This window comes from Mesorhizobium sp. M1027 (assembly GCF_040318745.1).
Classification (GTDB): domain Bacteria; phylum Pseudomonadota; class Alphaproteobacteria; order Rhizobiales; family Rhizobiaceae; genus Mesorhizobium.
Genome location: NZ_JAMYMW010000018.1, coordinates 23,133 through 38,435 on the forward strand (window position 1 = coordinate 23,133; position 15,303 = coordinate 38,435).

At 63.7% G+C, this 15,303-nt stretch carries 13 protein-coding genes; 8 read left to right on the forward strand and 5 right to left on the reverse strand.

What is annotated here, in order from left to right; translation table 11 throughout:
• Positions 1 to 28: 28 nt before the first annotated feature.
• A complete protein-coding gene (gene puuE, locus NKH50_RS27305; protein ID WP_352882226.1) occupies positions 29 to 1,462 on the reverse strand; it encodes an allantoinase PuuE in 1,434 nt (477 codons plus the stop codon).
• 173 nt (positions 1,463 to 1,635) lie between these two features.
• Between puuE and uraH the strand changes: the two genes are divergently transcribed.
• The 4 genes from uraH (at position 1,636) to xdhC (ending at position 6,888) form a co-directional block, all read left to right on the forward strand.
• Entirely contained in the window at positions 1,636 to 2,010 is a 375-nt protein-coding gene (uraH, locus tag NKH50_RS27310; RefSeq protein WP_352505907.1) for a hydroxyisourate hydrolase, read from the forward strand.
• A gap of 1 nt (position 2,011) precedes the next feature.
• On the forward strand, positions 2,012 to 3,493 hold the full coding sequence (gene xdhA / locus NKH50_RS27315) for a xanthine dehydrogenase small subunit (RefSeq protein WP_352700910.1): 1,482 nt from the start codon (positions 2,012 to 2,014) through the stop codon (positions 3,491 to 3,493).
• Entirely contained in the window at positions 3,493 to 5,844 is a 2,352-nt protein-coding gene (gene xdhB / locus NKH50_RS27320) for a xanthine dehydrogenase molybdopterin binding subunit (protein WP_352882231.1), read from the forward strand. The genes xdhA and xdhB overlap by 1 nt, the downstream gene beginning before the upstream one ends.
• Positions 5,845 to 5,907: 63 nt before the next feature.
• Positions 5,908 to 6,888 carry a xanthine dehydrogenase accessory protein XdhC gene (gene xdhC, locus NKH50_RS27325; RefSeq protein WP_352882292.1) on the forward strand — a complete coding sequence of 327 codons (981 nt, stop codon included), beginning with the start codon at positions 5,908 to 5,910 and terminating at the stop codon, positions 6,886 to 6,888.
• An 8-nt stretch (positions 6,889 to 6,896) separates the two neighbouring features.
• Here xdhC and dps read toward each other — a convergent pair whose 3' ends face one another.
• From dps to NKH50_RS27345, 4 genes are all read right to left on the reverse strand, one after another.
• The gene (dps, locus tag NKH50_RS27330; protein ID WP_023676226.1) at positions 6,897 to 7,385 is read right to left on the reverse strand and encodes a DNA starvation/stationary phase protection protein Dps; all 489 of its coding nucleotides are present in this window, start codon (positions 7,383 to 7,385) and stop codon (positions 6,897 to 6,899) included.
• Positions 7,386 to 7,530: 145 nt separating this feature from the next.
• Positions 7,531 to 8,784 carry an LLM class flavin-dependent oxidoreductase gene (locus NKH50_RS27335; protein WP_352882233.1) on the reverse strand — a complete coding sequence of 418 codons (1,254 nt, stop codon included), beginning with the start codon at positions 8,782 to 8,784 and terminating at the stop codon, positions 7,531 to 7,533.
• Complete coding sequence (locus NKH50_RS27340) at positions 8,781 to 9,794, reverse strand: LLM class flavin-dependent oxidoreductase (RefSeq protein ID WP_352882236.1); 1,014 nt, start codon at positions 9,792 to 9,794, stop codon at positions 8,781 to 8,783. The genes NKH50_RS27335 and NKH50_RS27340 overlap by 4 nt, the downstream gene beginning before the upstream one ends.
• A 75-nt stretch (positions 9,795 to 9,869) precedes the next feature.
• Positions 9,870 to 10,790, reverse strand: a complete 921-nt coding sequence (locus tag NKH50_RS27345) for a LysR family transcriptional regulator (protein WP_352882238.1) — start codon at positions 10,788 to 10,790, stop codon at positions 9,870 to 9,872.
• 139 nt (positions 10,791 to 10,929) lie between these two features.
• On the opposite strand from NKH50_RS27345, the gene NKH50_RS27350 reads away from it, so the two are divergent.
• From NKH50_RS27350 to NKH50_RS27365, 4 genes are all read left to right on the forward strand, one after another.
• Positions 10,930 to 12,147 carry a urate hydroxylase PuuD gene (locus NKH50_RS27350; protein WP_352882241.1) on the forward strand — a complete coding sequence of 406 codons (1,218 nt, stop codon included), beginning with the start codon at positions 10,930 to 10,932 and terminating at the stop codon, positions 12,145 to 12,147.
• Position 12,148: 1 nt separating this feature from the next.
• The gene (gene guaD, locus NKH50_RS27355) at positions 12,149 to 13,462 is read left to right on the forward strand and encodes a guanine deaminase (RefSeq protein WP_352882243.1); all 1,314 of its coding nucleotides are present in this window, start codon (positions 12,149 to 12,151) and stop codon (positions 13,460 to 13,462) included.
• 74 nt (positions 13,463 to 13,536) lie between these two features.
• The gene (locus tag NKH50_RS27360) at positions 13,537 to 14,040 is read left to right on the forward strand and encodes a heme-degrading domain-containing protein (protein WP_352800659.1); all 504 of its coding nucleotides are present in this window, start codon (positions 13,537 to 13,539) and stop codon (positions 14,038 to 14,040) included.
• Entirely contained in the window at positions 14,037 to 15,302 is a 1,266-nt protein-coding gene (locus NKH50_RS27365; RefSeq protein WP_352882246.1) for a glycerate kinase type-2 family protein, read from the forward strand. The genes NKH50_RS27360 and NKH50_RS27365 overlap by 4 nt, the downstream gene beginning before the upstream one ends.
• Position 15,303 lies beyond the last annotated feature (1 nt).

Below are 15,303 nucleotides of genomic sequence, written 5' to 3' on the forward strand. Positions count from 1 at the left end.
GCCAAGGCCTATCGCGGCAGCCAAAGCCCTATTGCGGAAGCATGTCCTTGAGACGAAGCAGCGCGATGCGCTCGACCTGTCTGCAGGCGGTTTCGAATTCGACGTCGTGGCTGTTGCCGATACGCGCTTCGAACTCGGCCAGGATCTCCGCCTTGGTCCTGCCTTTCACCGCGATGATGAAGGGGAAACCGAAGCTGGTGACGTAGGCGGCATTGAGTTTTGCGAACAGCTCGCGCTCCTTCTCGGTCAGCGCGTCGAGCCCTGCCGAAGCTTGCTCCTTGGCCGATTCGTCCGTCAACCTTCTAGCCTGCGCCAGTTTTCCGGCAAGATCGGGGTGGGCATTGAGCACGGAAAGCCGCTCGGCCTCGCTTGCTGCGCGAAACACGCGGCAGAGCGCATTGTGCAGGCCGCCGGCACTGTCATGGGCCGGGCCGAGCTCCAGCCCATAAGCGCGCTCGGCAACCCACGGCGAATGCTCGAACACGCCGCCGAATGTGTGGACGAAGGCCTCGAACTCCATTTTCGACGGGCGCAGCGCCGGCAACCGGAACGGATGCGTCTCCTGCCAATGTTTTGCAATGTCGATGCGCCGTGCCAGCCAGACCTTGTCGTGTGATTTGACGTAGTCGATGAAGCGCTTCAGTGCCGCGACCCGGCCCGGCCGCCCAACCAGACGGCAGTGCAGGCCGATATTCATCATGCGCGGCCGCCCTGCCTTGCCCTCGGCATAGAGCGTATCGAAACTATCCCTGAGATAGGCAAAGAACTGGTCGCCCGAATTGAAGCCCTGCGGCGTGGCAAAGCGCATGTCGTTGGCGTCGAGCGTGTAGGGGATGACCAACTGCGGCTTCGCCGACCCGTCCGGTGTCACATGCTCGAACCAGTAGGGCAGTTCGTCGTCATATGTGTCCGACACATAGTCGAAGCCGCCCTCTTCCGCCGCCAGCCGCACCGTGTTGATCGAGGTGCGGCCGGTGTACCAGCCGGTCGGCCGCGCCCCTGTGACCTCATAGTGCAGCCGGATCGCCGCCTCCATGTCGCGGCGCTCGTCTTCCGCGGTATGGTCGCGGTAGTCGACCCATTTCAGCCCGTGCGAAGCGATCTCCCAGCCGGCCTCCTGCATCGCCGCAACCTGGTCGGGCGAACGCGCCAGGGCCGTGGCAACACCATAGCAGGTGATCGGCACCTGTGCCTCGCTGAACAGGCGCAGCAATCGCCAGAAGCCGGCTCGGGCGCCGTATTCGTAGATCGATTCCATATTCCAGTGGCGCTGGCCGGGCCAGGGCGCGGCGCCGACGATCTCCGACAGGAAAGCCTCCGAAGCCTTGTCGCCGTGCAGGACGCAATTCTCGCCGCCCTCTTCGTAATTGACGACGAACTGCACCGCGACATGCGCCCCGCCGGGCCATTTCGGATCCGGCGGATTGGCTCCGTAGCCGCGCATGTCTCGTTCGTAACGCATTCTCGCTCCTGCCGGAAATTGTGATCAGGATAGTCGAAAGGAGTGCCTGCGCATTCCCCCGAAATTTTTGAAAGTGTTTTTGTCGCGCTCCGCTCGACCGGGACTTATGCATCGCCTTTAATTGGCGCACAATTCATGAATAGTGTTCGACCGTTCAGGGAATGGAGCAGCCAGTGGCGGAAACGTCGAAAGCCGAAGGCGGGCGCCTGACGACCCATGTCCTCGATACAGCGGCCGGCAAACCGGCGGCCGGTCTGTCGATCGAGCTCTATCATCTTGACGGGCAGGCCCGGACGCATCTGAAAACGGTTGTCACCAATGATGACGGCCGCTGCGATGCTCCACTGCTTGCCGGCGCGGAATTCCGCACCGGCCAATACGAGCTGGTCTTTGCGGCCGGCGATTATCTGCGCGGGCAAGGGACAAAACTGGCGGAACCGGCCTTCCTCGACCATGTGCCGATCCGCTTCGGTATGGCCGAGCCGATGCACTATCATGTGCCGCTGCTTCTGTCGCCGTACGGCTATTCGACCTACCGGGGAAGCTGAGATGGCCGGGATCAAGACACGCAACGAAATCCGCTTCATCCTCAATGGCGAGGACGTCGCGCTCGGCACGGTTGCACCCGACCAGACCCTGCTCGACTGGCTGCGGCTCGACCGCTCGCTGCGCGGCACCAAGGAAGGCTGCGCCGAGGGCGACTGCGGCGCCTGCACGGTGCTGGTCGGCAGGCTCTCGGCCGGCAGACTGGTCTATGAAAGCGTCAATGCCTGCATCCGCTTCCTTGGCTCGCTGGACGGCACGCATGTCGTGACCGTCGAGCATCTGCGCGGCGGCGCAGGAAAGCTGCACCCCGTGCAGCAGGCGATGGTCGATTTTCACGGCTCGCAATGCGGCTTCTGCACGCCGGGTTTCATCATGTCGCTTTATGCGCTGTGGATGCGGTCGCCGGAGCCGTCGGACGCGGCAATAGAAAAGGCGCTGCAAGGCAATCTCTGCCGCTGCACCGGCTACGAGGCGATCATGCGCGCCGCACGTGCCATCTCCAGCTACGGCACGGCGGCAAAGGATCCGTTGGCGGTGGAGCGCAAGGCAGTCACGGCCAAGCTCGAAGCGATGAAGGACGGTTCGCGCATCGAGATCGGCTCCGGCAACAAGCGGCTGATCGTGCCGGCCAATGCCGACGATCTGGCCAGCGTGCTGATCAAGGAGCCGGGCGCCACCATCGTCGCGGGTTCGACCGATGTCGGCCTTTGGGTGACCAAGCACATGCGCGATATTGCGCCGGCGATTTTCATCGGCAATCTCGATGGTCTGTGCGGGATTTCCGAGGACAAGGGCGTCATCTCGATCGGCGCCGGTGTCACCTATAGCGAGGCCTTCTCGACGCTGGCGAAACGCATCCCGGCGCTGGGCCCGCTGTTCGATCGCATCGGCGGCGATCAGGTGCGCAACATGGGCACCATCGGCGGCAATATCGCCAACGGTTCGCCGATCGGCGACACGCCGCCGCCGCTGATCGCACTCGGTGCCCGCCTGACGCTGCGCCGCGGCGACAAGCGGCGGACGATCCCGCTGGAGGATTTCTTCATCGCTTATGGCCGACAGGACCGGCAGCCCGGCGAATTCGTCGAGGCCGTGCATGTCCCGGTGCCGGCCGGCGAGACGAAATTTGCAGTCTACAAGATCACCAAGCGCCGCGACGAAGACATCACAGCAGCGCTGGGCGCGTTTTTCCTGAAGCTCGCCGAGGATGGCACGGTGGCGGATGTGCGCATCGCCTATGGCGGCATGGCGGCAACGCCGAAGCGCGCCTTTGGCGTCGAAAAGGCATTGCTGGGCAGGCCCTGGACGGAAGCGACGGTCGAGGCGGCGATGGCCGCGTACGCCGGCGATTTCACCCCGCTGACCGACATGCGGGCAAGCGCCGAATACCGGGCGCTGGCGGCACGCAACCTGCTGCTGCGCTTCTTTGCCGAAACCACCGGCACCCGGGCGCCGATCCAGGTATCACGGCACGAGGCGGCATGATGAACAAGCACGCCACGCCAAACCTGAAGGCGCAAAAAATCGCCGGCGGCGTCGCCACTGACCAGCGCCATGATTCCGCGCACAAGCATGTCAGTGGCACGGCCGTTTACATCGACGACATGCCGGAACCGGCCGGCACGCTGCACGGCTGCCTTGGGCTTTCGACGGCGACGCATGCCACCATCACCAGCATGGATCTTTCGGCGGTACGCGCCGCACCCGGCGTCGTCGATGTGCTGACCGCGAGCGACGTGCCAGGCGAGAACGACATTTCGCCGACCGGCCGTCACGATGAGCCGGTGCTGGCCGACGGCAAGGTGCAATTTTTCGGTCAGCCGATCTTCTGTGTCATCGCTGAAACCCGCGAGCAGGCGCGCCGCGCGACAAGGCTGGCCAAGGTCGAATACGAGGAATTGCCGTTCGTCGCCGATATCGGCGAGCTCAATCCCGGGAAAGACAAGCTGGTCACGCCGCCGCTGACGCTGAAGCGCGGTGACGCAGCGGCTGCGATCAATGCGGCGCCGCGCCGGCTGAAGGGAAAAATGCGCATTGGCGGCCAGGAGCATTTCTATCTCGAAGGCCATATCGCCTTGGCCATCCCTGGCGAGGACCACGACGTCACCATCTATTCCTCGACCCAGCACCCGAGTGAAATCCAGCACATGGTCAGCCATGCGCTCGGTGTTCCGAGCCACGCGGTGACGGTGGAAATCCGCCGGATGGGCGGCGCTTTCGGCGGTAAGGAAACGCAAGGCAATCAGTTTGCGGCATTGGCCGCTATCGCCGCGAAGAAACATCATCGGGCCGTGAAAATCCGGCCCGACCGCGACGACGACATGATCGCCACCGGCAAACGCCACGATTTCCTCGTCGACTACGAGATCGGCTTCGACGACGAGGGCAATATTCTGGGCGTAGATTTCATGTTCGCGGCGCGCTGCGGCTTCTCGGCCGACCTCTCCGGCCCGGTCACCGACCGCGCGCTGTTCCATTGCGACAACACCTATTTCTGGCCGGCGGTGCACGCGCAATCGGCGCCGCTTTACACCAATACGGTATCCAACACCGCCTTTCGCGGCTTCGGCGGCCCGCAAGGTATGGTCGGCGCCGAGCGCGTCATCGACGAAGTCGCGTTTGCCGTCGGCAAGGACCCGCTCGAAATCCGCAAGAAGAACTTCTACGGCACCTCAGACCGCAACATCACGCCCTACCACCAGACGGTCGAGGACAACATCATCCACCGCATAGTCGCCCAGCTGGAGGCGAGTTCCAACTATGCGAGGCGCCGCCGCACCATCGATGCTTTCAATGCCAATAGCCGCTTCATCAAGCGCGGACTGGCGCTGACGCCGGTCAAGTTCGGCATCTCGTTCACCGCCACCCATTACAACCAGGCCGGCGCGCTGGTGCATGTCTATACCGACGGTTCGGTGCATCTGAACCACGGCGGCACCGAGATGGGGCAGGGCCTCTATGTCAAGGTGGCGCAGGTTGTGGCGGAAGAGTTCCAGATCGACCTCGATCAGGTCAAGATCACCGCGACGACGACCGGCAAGGTGCCGAATACCTCGGCCACCGCCGCGTCTTCCGGCTCCGATCTCAACGGCATGGCGGCGCAGAATGCCGCCCGCCAGATCAAGGACCGGTTGACCAATTTTGCCGTCGAGAGATATCAGGTGCCGCGCGACCAGGTACTGTTCCTGCCCAACCGCGTGCGCATCGGCAACCAGGAGATCGCCTTCGCCGATCTCGTCAGGCAGGCCTATATGGCGCGCATCCAGCTTTCGGCGGCGGGTTTCTACAAGACGCCGAAAATCCATTGGGACCGCGACAAGGGCGAGGGCCGGCCCTTCTACTATTTCGCCTATGGCGCCGCGTGCTCGGAAGTCTCTGTCGACACGCTGACCGGCGAATATATCGTCGAGCGCACCGACATCCTGCACGAAACCGGCCGCTCGCTGAACCGCGCCATCGACCTCGGCCAGATCGAGGGCGGCTTCATCCAGGGCATGGGCTGGCTGACAACGGAGGAACTGTGGTGGGACGACAAGGGGCGGCTGCGCACCCATGCGCCATCGACCTACAAGATCCCGCTCGCGTCGGACCGGCCGAAGATTTTTAATGTGACTTTGGCCGACTGGGCGCAAGCAGGCGAGCCGACGGTGTACCGCTCCAAGGCGGTCGGCGAGCCGCCCTTTCCGCTCGCAATGTCGGTGCTGCATGCGCTGTCGGACGCAGTGGCGAGCGTTGCCGGCCACAAGATCTGCCCACGCCTCGACCCGCCGGCCACGCCGGAGCGTGTGCTGATGGCGATCGAACGGCTGAAGCGGGAAGCCAAGACCGGCGCTTGAATCCCGGAAAACGTGCAATTCAGGCCGAAAAACTCTATATTTCCCGATAGGGAACACGAAATGATGAACGCGAAAGTGCAGAGCCTGAAAGCCTTTCTTGCCGGCGCCGGCCGGGTCGCCTTAGTTGAGGTGGCCGGGACAAAAGGTTCGACGCCGCGCGAGACAGGTGCCTTCATGCTCGTCTCAGGATCGGCCACTTTCGGCACGATCGGCGGCGGCCAGCTCGAATACATGGCGATCGACAAAGCGCGGCAGATGCTTTTCTCCCCCCTTGAGGGGGAGATGGCCGCGGAGCGGCCAGAGGGGGTCGTCTCAGAAGGCACCGCCGGTGCGTCGAGCACTGCCGCGGCGACCCCATCCGGCGGCTTCGCCGCCACCCTCCCCTCAAGGGGGAGGGATACCCTCGACATCGCGCTCGGCCCGGAGATCGGGCAGTGCTGCGGCGGCAGGGTCGAGCTGCTGATCCAGCTGGTCGACCCCGCGCTTGAAGCCAAGCTGGTTGCGGCGGCGGAAGCCGAGGAAGCGCAGCTACCGCATGTCTACATCCTCGGCGGCGGCCATGTCGGCCAAGCGCTGGCCTCGGCGATGGCCTTGCTGCCGGTGCATATCGTCGTTGTCGAGACGCGAGCCGAGGCGCTCAAAGGCATGCCGGAAGCAGTCGAAACCAAGCTGACGCCGATGCCTGAGGCGATGGTGCGCGAAGCCCCGGCTGGATCGGCCTTCGTCGTCCTCACCCATGACCATGCGCTGGACTTCCTGATCGTTGCCGAGGCTCTGAAACGCCGGGATGCCGCCTATGTCGGCATGATCGGCTCCAGAACCAAGAAGGCGACGTTCCGGAACTGGTTCCTGAAATCGGCGGACGGAAGCGAGGCGGAATTTGCCCGCCTCGTCTCGCCGATCGGCGGCGATGCCGTTAAGGACAAGCGCCCGCAGGTGATCGCCGCACTCGCCGTAGCCGAGATTATGACGGCGTTGGCCGGCCATGCGGCGGCACCGTCCGCTCAGTCCAAAGCCCCTCGCCGCAAGGCGATGGCCGGCTGACGTTTTGGCTATTCCTTCTCCTGCGTGTGCGCCTCAAGGAACCACAGCAATTTGTCGAGCGAGCGTGAATAGGCGGTGAAGATGTCGGCGGTGTCGGCATCGCCCGCGCCAGCCGCCTCGTCGATCGCCGCGCGTGCCCGCTTGGCGGTTGCGGCATAGCGGTCGATCAGCGCCGCCAGATGATCCCGGGTCTTGTGGATGTCGGTCGGATAGGCCTCGAGCATAGTCGCCTTCGACACCTCTTGCGATGTGCCGAGCGCCGTCCCGCCGAGTTGTACGGCGCGCTCGGCGATGGTGTCGACATGGCCGTCGATCTCCTCGCGGAACGTGTCGAGCATCTCGTGGATGGCGATGAATTGCGGTCCCTTGACGTTCCAGTGCGCCTGCTTGGTGATCAAGGCCAGATCGATGGCGTCGGCGAGGCGGGCATTGAGAAGATCGATACACTCTTTCTTGGCATTGGATTGCAGGTCGTTGCGGGTGGCGATGGCATCCATGATCGGCTCCTGTGGCGGTTGCGTCCGCTTGGTTTTAAAAGGGCGAAGTTTGTGGAAGGTCAATCGAACATGCGCGCAGACGCCCTCATCGCCGCGCGGCACAGCATGCCAAACGGCGATCTCCGACTTTCGTTCCGCTCGTCGTTTACGCCGGCCTTTTCAAGCCCAGATGGTCGCGCAGCGTGCTGCCTTCATAATCCGTACGGAACAGCCCGCGCCGCTGCAGCTCCGGCACGACTAGTGTGGCGAAGGCATCGAGTTGGCCGGGAAAATAGGATGGCATGACGTTGAAACCGTCTGCCGCGCCGCCCTCGAAGCGTGCCTCGAGCTCGTCGGCGATCTGGGCGGGCGCTCCGACGACGCGCCAATGGCCGCGCGCGCCGGCGAAATGACGGGCAAGCTGGCGAATGGACAGCTTGTCGCGGCGTGATTGCTCGATGACGAGCGCCTGCCGGCTCTGCATGCCTTCGCTGGCCGGCAGCTCGGGCAGCGGTCCGTCGATGGGATAGCGCGCGAGATCGGATATGCTGAGATAGCTGGAAAGCAGCGCGACACCGACATCGTCCGGTATCAGCTCCTGCAGTTCATCATGTTTCGCCCGGGCTTCCGCTTCGCTTGCCGCGACGACCGGCGCGATGCCGGGCATGATCTTGACGTCCTCCGGCTCGCGCCCATGAGCCGCCAGCCGTCCCTTGAGGTCGTCGTAGAAGGCCTTTGCCTCCTCGAATGTTTGCGCCGCAGTGAACACCACATCGGCGGTCCGGGCGGCGAGATCGCGGCCCTCATCCGACGCTCCCGCCTGGACCATAACCGGTGCACCTTGTGGCGAGCGCGGCAGATCGAGCGGGTCACGCGCCGAAAAACTTCTGCCTTCGTGTCCACCCTGGCCTTGCCAAAGGCCAGCAACCACGGCAGCGAATTCGCGCGCGCGTTCGTAGCGGTCCGCATGTGGGCGCAGTCCGGTCGAGCCGAAATTGGCGGCCTCGATCTGGCTGGCCGAAGTGACAAGGTTCCAGCCGGCTCGGCCGCCGCTCAGATGGTCGAGCGACAGGAAGGTTCGCGCCAGCCCGTAAGGCTCGTTATAGCTCGTCGACGCCGTTGAGACGAGGCCGATGCGCTCCGTCTGCACCGCGAGCGCCGCAAGCAGGCTGATCGGCTCGAAGCCGATCGAGCGCGACGTTTGGCTGGCGATGTTGACATTGGCCTCGCGCACGCCGGCGGCGTCCTCGCAGAAGATCATGTCGAACTTTGCTGCTTCCGCCGTCCGCGCCAGCTGGATGTAATGATCGATGTCGATGCCGGCCGTGACATGCGCCTGCGGATGGCGCCAGGCGGCGATGTGGTGGCCTGTCGCCCACAGGAAGGCGCCGAGCTTCATCTGGCCCCGACCGGCGCTCATTGCCGATTCTCCCCTGCAAGCCCGAGATGGGCGCGCAAAGTCGCCGCGCTGTAGCCGGACCGGACAAGGCCCCGGCGGCGAAGCTCCGGCAGCACGAGACCGACGAAATCGTCGAGCGCCGATGTGAACGGCATGGCGATGTTGAAACCGTCGCAGGCTTTCGAGCGAAAGCGCTCTTCGAGCCTGTCCGCAAACAGGTCCGGCGCGGCGGTTGTTTCGGCGCTGCCGGTAACGTTCATCAGCACTTTCAGCGCCTCCGGCCTGCGCCCGAAAGTAAGCGCACGGCGCTTCAGATCGCCCGACTTGGCCGGCTCGATCGATGGCTCATCCAGCAGGACGACATCGGCGGTGCGGGCGGCAATATCCATGGCGGGCTCGGACAGGCCGGACATGACCAGCACCGGCGTGTCCTGCGGCGACCGCGCTACGTTGAGCGGCCCGCGCACGGAAAAATATTCCCCCTTGTGGTCGAGAAGGTGCATCTTCTCGGGATCGAAGAAGCGGCCGCCAACTTTGTCGAACAGCAGCGCGTCTGCGTCCCAGCCTTTCCATAAGCCTCGCACGATGCCGATGAATTCCTCTGCGCGCAGGCGGAAATCGTCGCCGGAAAACCCTTCCGGCCGGCTGAAATTGGCCGCCTCGCGCGGTTCGGACGTCATGCTCGCGTTCCAGCCGGCGCGACCATGGCTGATAATATCGAGCGAGGCGAAACGACGCGCGAGATTGTAGGGCTGGTGGGCGACCGTCGACGCTGCCGCGACGAGGCCGATCCTGCTTGTCACCGTAGCCAGCGCTGCCAGCAAGGTCGTCGCTTCGAAGCGCATTTGCCGGTTCGGCCCACTTGCAACCGGCGCGGAATCGCTGAGCAACACCATGTCCAGGCCGGCCGCTTCGGCTTGTTGCACGAACCGCGCCAGCAGACTGAAGTCCGGGCCGGCGCCGGGCGGATGGGAAGGGGCGGCTTCCGGAGACAGTGAAACGGCGAGACACATTGTGGCGCCGTCGGCCATCGCTTTTCCCTGTTGAGCGAGATTCCTTGGGAATTATCTCGTCGGCCGGACGGAAAGCAACCGGCCAGCCGGCGATCATTTGCCGGCCAGAATATCCCGGATCAGCCGCTGGCAGCGCTCGGCCATGAAATCGAGCAGCAGCCGCACCTTCGGATCCTGCAGCTTTTTGTGTGGATAGACGGCGGCAAACTGCACCGGCGTCGGCGGCGTGTTGCTCAGGATCACCTTCAGCCGCTGGTCGCGGATAAACGGCTCGACCTCGAAGCGCGGTTTGTTGATGATGCCGCGGCCGGACAGCGCCCAGCCGGTCAGCACGTCGCCATCATCAGTATCGTAAGGGCCGTGCACCTCGAACTTTTGCGGGCCGTTCGGCGTCTGCAGCGTCCAGACATATTCACGCGCGCCGGAATAGCGCAGCATCAGGCAATCGTGCTTCTTGCCGATCAGTTCCTGCGGCTCTCTCGGTTCGCCGCGCGCCTCCAGATATTGTGGGGCCGCCACCAGCACGCGCTCGCATTCCATGATGCCGCGCATCCTCAGGCTGGAATCCTCGATGATGCCCAGCCGGAACGCAACGTCGATGCCTTCTTTCATGATGTCGACATTGTGGTCGGAAAGCCGGAGCCGCACCTCGATATCGGGGTACCTGTCGTGGAAATCCGGAATGCCCGATGCCACCAGCCGCCGCCCGAGGCCGAGCGGCGCTGTCACCTTTATGGTGCCGCGCGGCTGGCCGGATAACGCGCTGACTGCCGCTTCCGCCTCGGTGACCGCATCCAGTACCTGCTTGGCGCCGGAGTAGAACACCGCGCCGTGCTCGGTCGGCATCAATTGCCGCGTTGTGCGGTTGAACAGCCTGACGCCAAGATGCTTCTCGAGCTCCTTGATCCGGTTGGAAGCGACCGCCGGCGAAATGCGCATGTCGCGCCCAGCCGCCGACAAATTGCCGAGCTCGACGACACGGACGAAAACGGCGATGTTATCGAGATAGGCCATGCGGCTTTCGTGGCTCTCATGTGGCTGCGTATGATCAGCCTAGTATTTTCCAATTTTTTTTGAAAGTCATCGTGCGTCTCGGGCCTTTCCGTTTGCGCTCCAACCCGTAAAGTCAGCCGATCGGCAGGGACGATTTTTCATGATGGATTTCGCGATATTCTGGGATTGGCTGAGTTTCGCCGTGCGCTGGCTGCACGTCGTCACCGGCATCGCCTGGATTGGATCGTCCTTTTATTTCGTCGCGCTCGACCTCGGGCTGCGCCAGCGTCCGGGCATGCCTGCCGGAGCCTTCGGCGAGGAATGGCAGGTGCATGGCGGCGGCTTCTACCACGTGCAGAAATATCTGGTGGCGCCGGCCGAAATGCCCGAGCACCTGACCTGGTTCAAATGGGAATCCTACGCCACCTGGCTGTCGGGCTTCGCCATGCTGTGCGTCGTCTACTATGCCGGGGCGGACCTGTTCCTGATCGATCCGAATGTGCTCGCCATGTCGGTGCCTGCAGGCATCTTGCTGTCGCTGGCGACGATCGGCGTCGGCTGGGTGGTCTACGATCTCTTATGCCGTTCGCCGCTCGGCAACAGCGACACCGGACTGATGGTGGTGCTGTATGGGGTGCTGGTGTTCATCGCCTGGGGGCTGACCCACCTGTTCACCGGCCGCGCCGCTTTCCTGCATCTCGGCGCAATCACCGCGACGATCATGTCGGCCAACGTTTTCATGGTCATCATCCCCAACCAGAAGATCGTCGTCGCCGACCTGATCGCCGGCCGTAAGCCCGATCCGAAATACGGCAAGATCGCCAAACAGCGCTCGCTGCACAACAACTACCTGACGCTGCCGGTTTTGTTCCTGATGCTGTCGAACCATTATCCGCTGGCGTTCGGCACAGAGTTCAACTGGGTCATTGCCTCGCTGGTGTTCATCATAGGCGTGCTGATCCGGCACTATTTCAACACCAGGCATGCGCGCAAAGGCAATCCGACCTGGACCTGGCTGGCCGCCGCCGTCCTGTTCGTCGTCATCATCTGGCTGTCGACGGCGCCGAAGCTGCTGACCGGCGAGGTCAAAACGTCCTCGGCGGCACAGGTCTACGTCGCCTCGGCGCATTTTCCCGCCGTGCGTGATACGGTGCTTGGCCGCTGTTCGATGTGCCATGCGGCGGAGCCGTCCTACGAGGGCATTTACCACGCGCCCAAGGGCGTGATGCTCGATACCGATGCCGGTATCGCCGAGCACGCCGGCGAGATCTACCTGCAGGCCGGACGCAGCCACGCCATGCCGCCCGCCAACGTCACCCAGATCACCGACAAGGAACGGGCACTGCTGGTAGCCTGGTTCGAAGGCGCGGGGAAATAGCATGACCAGCACGCTCCTGCGCGGCCGCACGCTGTCGTTTTTGCGCTGGCCAGAAACTATCGACGACCATTCCGCCTGGCGCTACGAGCAAGATGGCGGCCTACTGATGCGCGACGGAAGGATCGTTGCCGCTGGCGCCTATACCGAGGTCGAGAGAAAGGCGGGCGAGGGAACAAAAAGGATCGACCATAGGCCACATCTGCTGCTGCCCGGGTTCATCGATGCGCACGCGCATTTTCCGCAGATGCAGGTCATCGCTTCCTTCGGCGCCGAGCTGCTCGACTGGCTGAACACCTACACCTTTCCGGAAGAGACCAAATTCCAGAACGCCCAGCATGGCCGCCGTATCGCCAGGCTGTTCCTGGATGAAGTGTTGCGCCACGGCACGACGACTGTCGCAGCCTATTGCTCGGTGCACAAGGAATCTGCCGAAGCGTTCTTTGCCGAGTCGCATGACCGCAACATGCTCAACATCGCCGGCAAGGTGATGATGGACCGCAACGCGCCGGAAGGCGTGCTCGACACACCGCAATCGGGTTATGACGACAGCAAGGCGCTGATCGAGGAGTGGCACGGCAAGGGGCGCCAGCACTATGCCATCACCCCGCGCTTCGCCATCACCTCGTCGCCTGAGCAATTGGAGATGGCGGGCGCGCTCTGCCGCGAATATCCTGATCTGCACATGCAGACGCATTTGTCGGAAAACCATGCCGAGATCGCCTTCACGCAGCAGCTTCATCCGCAGGCGCGCGACTATACCGATGTCTATGAGCATTACGGGCTGCTCCGCCGCAGAAGCCTGTTCGGCCATTGCATCCATCTCTCGGAACGCGAGGCGGACGCACTTTCCGATAGCGGCTCGGTGGCGGTGTTCTGCCCGACCTCCAACCTGTTTCTCGGCTCGGGCCTTTTCGATTATCAGCGCTATCGCCGCCGCGAGAAGCCGCTTCGCATCGCCGCCGCCACCGATGTCGGCGGTGGCACCAACTATTCGATGCTGCGCACCATGGACGAGGGCTACAAGGTGATCGCGCTGAACGGCGAGAAGCTCAATCCGTTCCAGTCGTTCTGGCAATTGACCCGCGGCAATGCCGAGGCGCTGTCGCTTGCGGAAAAGATCGGCACCCTCGAGGAAGGCAGCGACGCAGATATCGTCGTGCTCGACGCCCGCGCCACGCCGGCGATGCGGCTGCGGGTGGAGACGGCGGACACGCTCGCCGAGGAATTGTTTCTGCTGCAGACGCTCGGCGACGACCGCGCCGTGCGCGAGGTCTATGTCGCCGGCCGCGCGGCCAAGACGGACATGGCGGTTTAGCTGTCGCATGCGACCGGCTTGACCGTGCGGCAGCCATCCGGCAAAGCGTGCGGCGAAGTTGACAGGGGAACGACATGGCCGTTGCGGACGACATCGCTCTGATCAAGAAACAGGAAGCCACGCTTGTCTTTTCGGGCTTCGATGAAGCCGTCGCTTTCGAGATCGGCTCGGCGATCCGCGACCGGGCTCTCAAGGAAAACCTGCCGATCATCGTCGATATCAGAACCTTCGACCGGCCGCTGTTCTATGCGGCGATGCCCGGCTCGAACGCTTCCAATCCGGATTGGGCGCGGCGCAAGATCAACGTGGTGCGGCGGTTCCTGAAAAGCACCTACCGCATGGTGCTGGAGCAGCAGCGCCCCGACCGCAGCTTCAAGCCAGGCGAGGGACTGGATATTGCCGACTACGTGCTGGCCGGCGGCGGCTTTCCCATCTCTGTCAAGGGCGCCGGCGTCATCGGCGTGATCGCCGTCTCCGGCCTGCCGGAGCGTGAGGACCATGGCGTGGTCGTCGATGCGCTGTGTGAGCATCTCCGCATCGACGCGCGCGAGCTGGCATTGCCGGCGGAAGCAAAATGACAGAGGTAGACCCCAAGTCCTTTCTCATTTCGATCTTCAACGCCGCCGTTGCCGCCGCCGATCCCCAGAGGACGATCAAGGATCATCTGCCGGCAAGGCCGAAGGGCCGCACGGTCGTCATCGGTGCAGGAAAAGGCTCGGCGCAGATGGCGGCGGCTTTCGAGAAAGTGTGGGACGGGCCGATCGAAGGGCTGGTCGTCACCCGCTACGGCTATGGCGCGACCTGCCGGCGCATCGAGATCATCGAGGCGGCGCATCCGGTGCCGGATGCCGCAGGGCTCGAAGCTTCCCGGCGGCTGCTCGAAAAAGTCCAGGGACTGACTGCGGACGACCTCGTCGTGGCGCTCATTTCGGGCGGCGGCTCGGCGCTGCTGCCGTCACCTGCCGAAGGCTTGACGCTGGCCGACGAGATCGCCGTCAGCGAGGCGCTGCTCGCCTCCGGCGCGCCGATCGCCGCGATGAACACCATCCGCAAACATCTTTCCACGATCAAGGGCGGCAGGCTGGCGGCCGCCGCATATCCAGCCAAGGTGGTCTCGCTGGTTGTTTCTGACATTCCGGGCGACGATCCGGCTCTGGTCGCTTCTGGTCCGACCGTACCGGACATAGGCAGTCGTAAGGACGCATTGGCGTCGATCGCTGCCTATGGCATGAACCTGCCGGCTTCGGTCATGGCGCATATCAATTCGCCGGCGGCCGATGCGCCACGACCGGACGACCCGCGTTTTATCCGCAACGAGGTGCATCTGATCGCTTCCGCCGGCGTCTCGCTGGAAGCCGCAGCGGCCGAAGCGAAGCGCCAAGGCATTCAGGCGGTCATTCTCTCCGATTCCATCGAGGGCGAGGCGCGTGAGGTCGGCGGCGTCCACGCCGCGATCGCGCGCGAAGTGGCGACGCGCAACCGGCCGTTTGCAAAACCGGTTCTGATCCTCTCCGGCGGCGAGACGACAGTGACCTTGCGCGCAAAAGGCAAAGGCGGCCGCAACTCAGAATTCCTGCTCACCTTCGCCATTGGCATCAGCGGCATGGTCAGCGTGCACGCACTGGCCGCCGACACTGACGGCATAGACGGTTCGGAAGACAATGCCGGCGCCTTCGCCGACGGCTCGACCGTGTCGCGGATGCGTAAGGCGGGCGTCGATGCCAAGGCCATGCTTGCCGGCAACAACGCCTGGACGGCATTCAATGCCGTAGACGACCTTTTCGTATCCGGTCCGACCGGCACAAACGTCAACGATTTCCGGGCGATATTGATCAAATAGC

Excerpts from the sequence above, each read along its gene's own strand:
- dps (WP_023676226.1), bottom strand. The coding sequence starts at position 7,385 with ATGGATGCCATCGCCACCCGCAACGACCTGCAATCCAATGCCAAGAAA.
- xdhB (WP_352882231.1), top strand. The coding sequence starts at position 3,493 with ATGAACAAGCACGCCACGCCAAACCTGAAGGCGCAAAAAATCGCCGGC.
- xdhA (WP_352700910.1), top strand. The coding sequence starts at position 2,012 with ATGGCCGGGATCAAGACACGCAACGAAATCCGCTTCATCCTCAATGGC.
- NKH50_RS27340 (WP_352882236.1), bottom strand. The coding sequence starts at position 9,794 with ATGGCCGACGGCGCCACAATGTGTCTCGCCGTTTCACTGTCTCCGGAA.
- xdhC (WP_352882292.1), top strand. The coding sequence starts at position 5,908 with ATGAACGCGAAAGTGCAGAGCCTGAAAGCCTTTCTTGCCGGCGCCGGC.
- guaD (WP_352882243.1), top strand. The coding sequence starts at position 12,149 with ATGACCAGCACGCTCCTGCGCGGCCGCACGCTGTCGTTTTTGCGCTGG.
- puuE (WP_352882226.1), bottom strand. The coding sequence starts at position 1,462 with ATGCGTTACGAACGAGACATGCGCGGCTACGGAGCCAATCCGCCGGAT.
- NKH50_RS27345 (WP_352882238.1), bottom strand. The coding sequence starts at position 10,790 with ATGGCCTATCTCGATAACATCGCCGTTTTCGTCCGTGTCGTCGAGCTC.
- NKH50_RS27350 (WP_352882241.1), top strand. The coding sequence starts at position 10,930 with ATGATGGATTTCGCGATATTCTGGGATTGGCTGAGTTTCGCCGTGCGC.
- NKH50_RS27360 (WP_352800659.1), top strand. The coding sequence starts at position 13,537 with ATGGCCGTTGCGGACGACATCGCTCTGATCAAGAAACAGGAAGCCACG.
- NKH50_RS27365 (WP_352882246.1), top strand. The coding sequence starts at position 14,037 with ATGACAGAGGTAGACCCCAAGTCCTTTCTCATTTCGATCTTCAACGCC.
- NKH50_RS27335 (WP_352882233.1), bottom strand. The coding sequence starts at position 8,784 with ATGAGCGCCGGTCGGGGCCAGATGAAGCTCGGCGCCTTCCTGTGGGCG.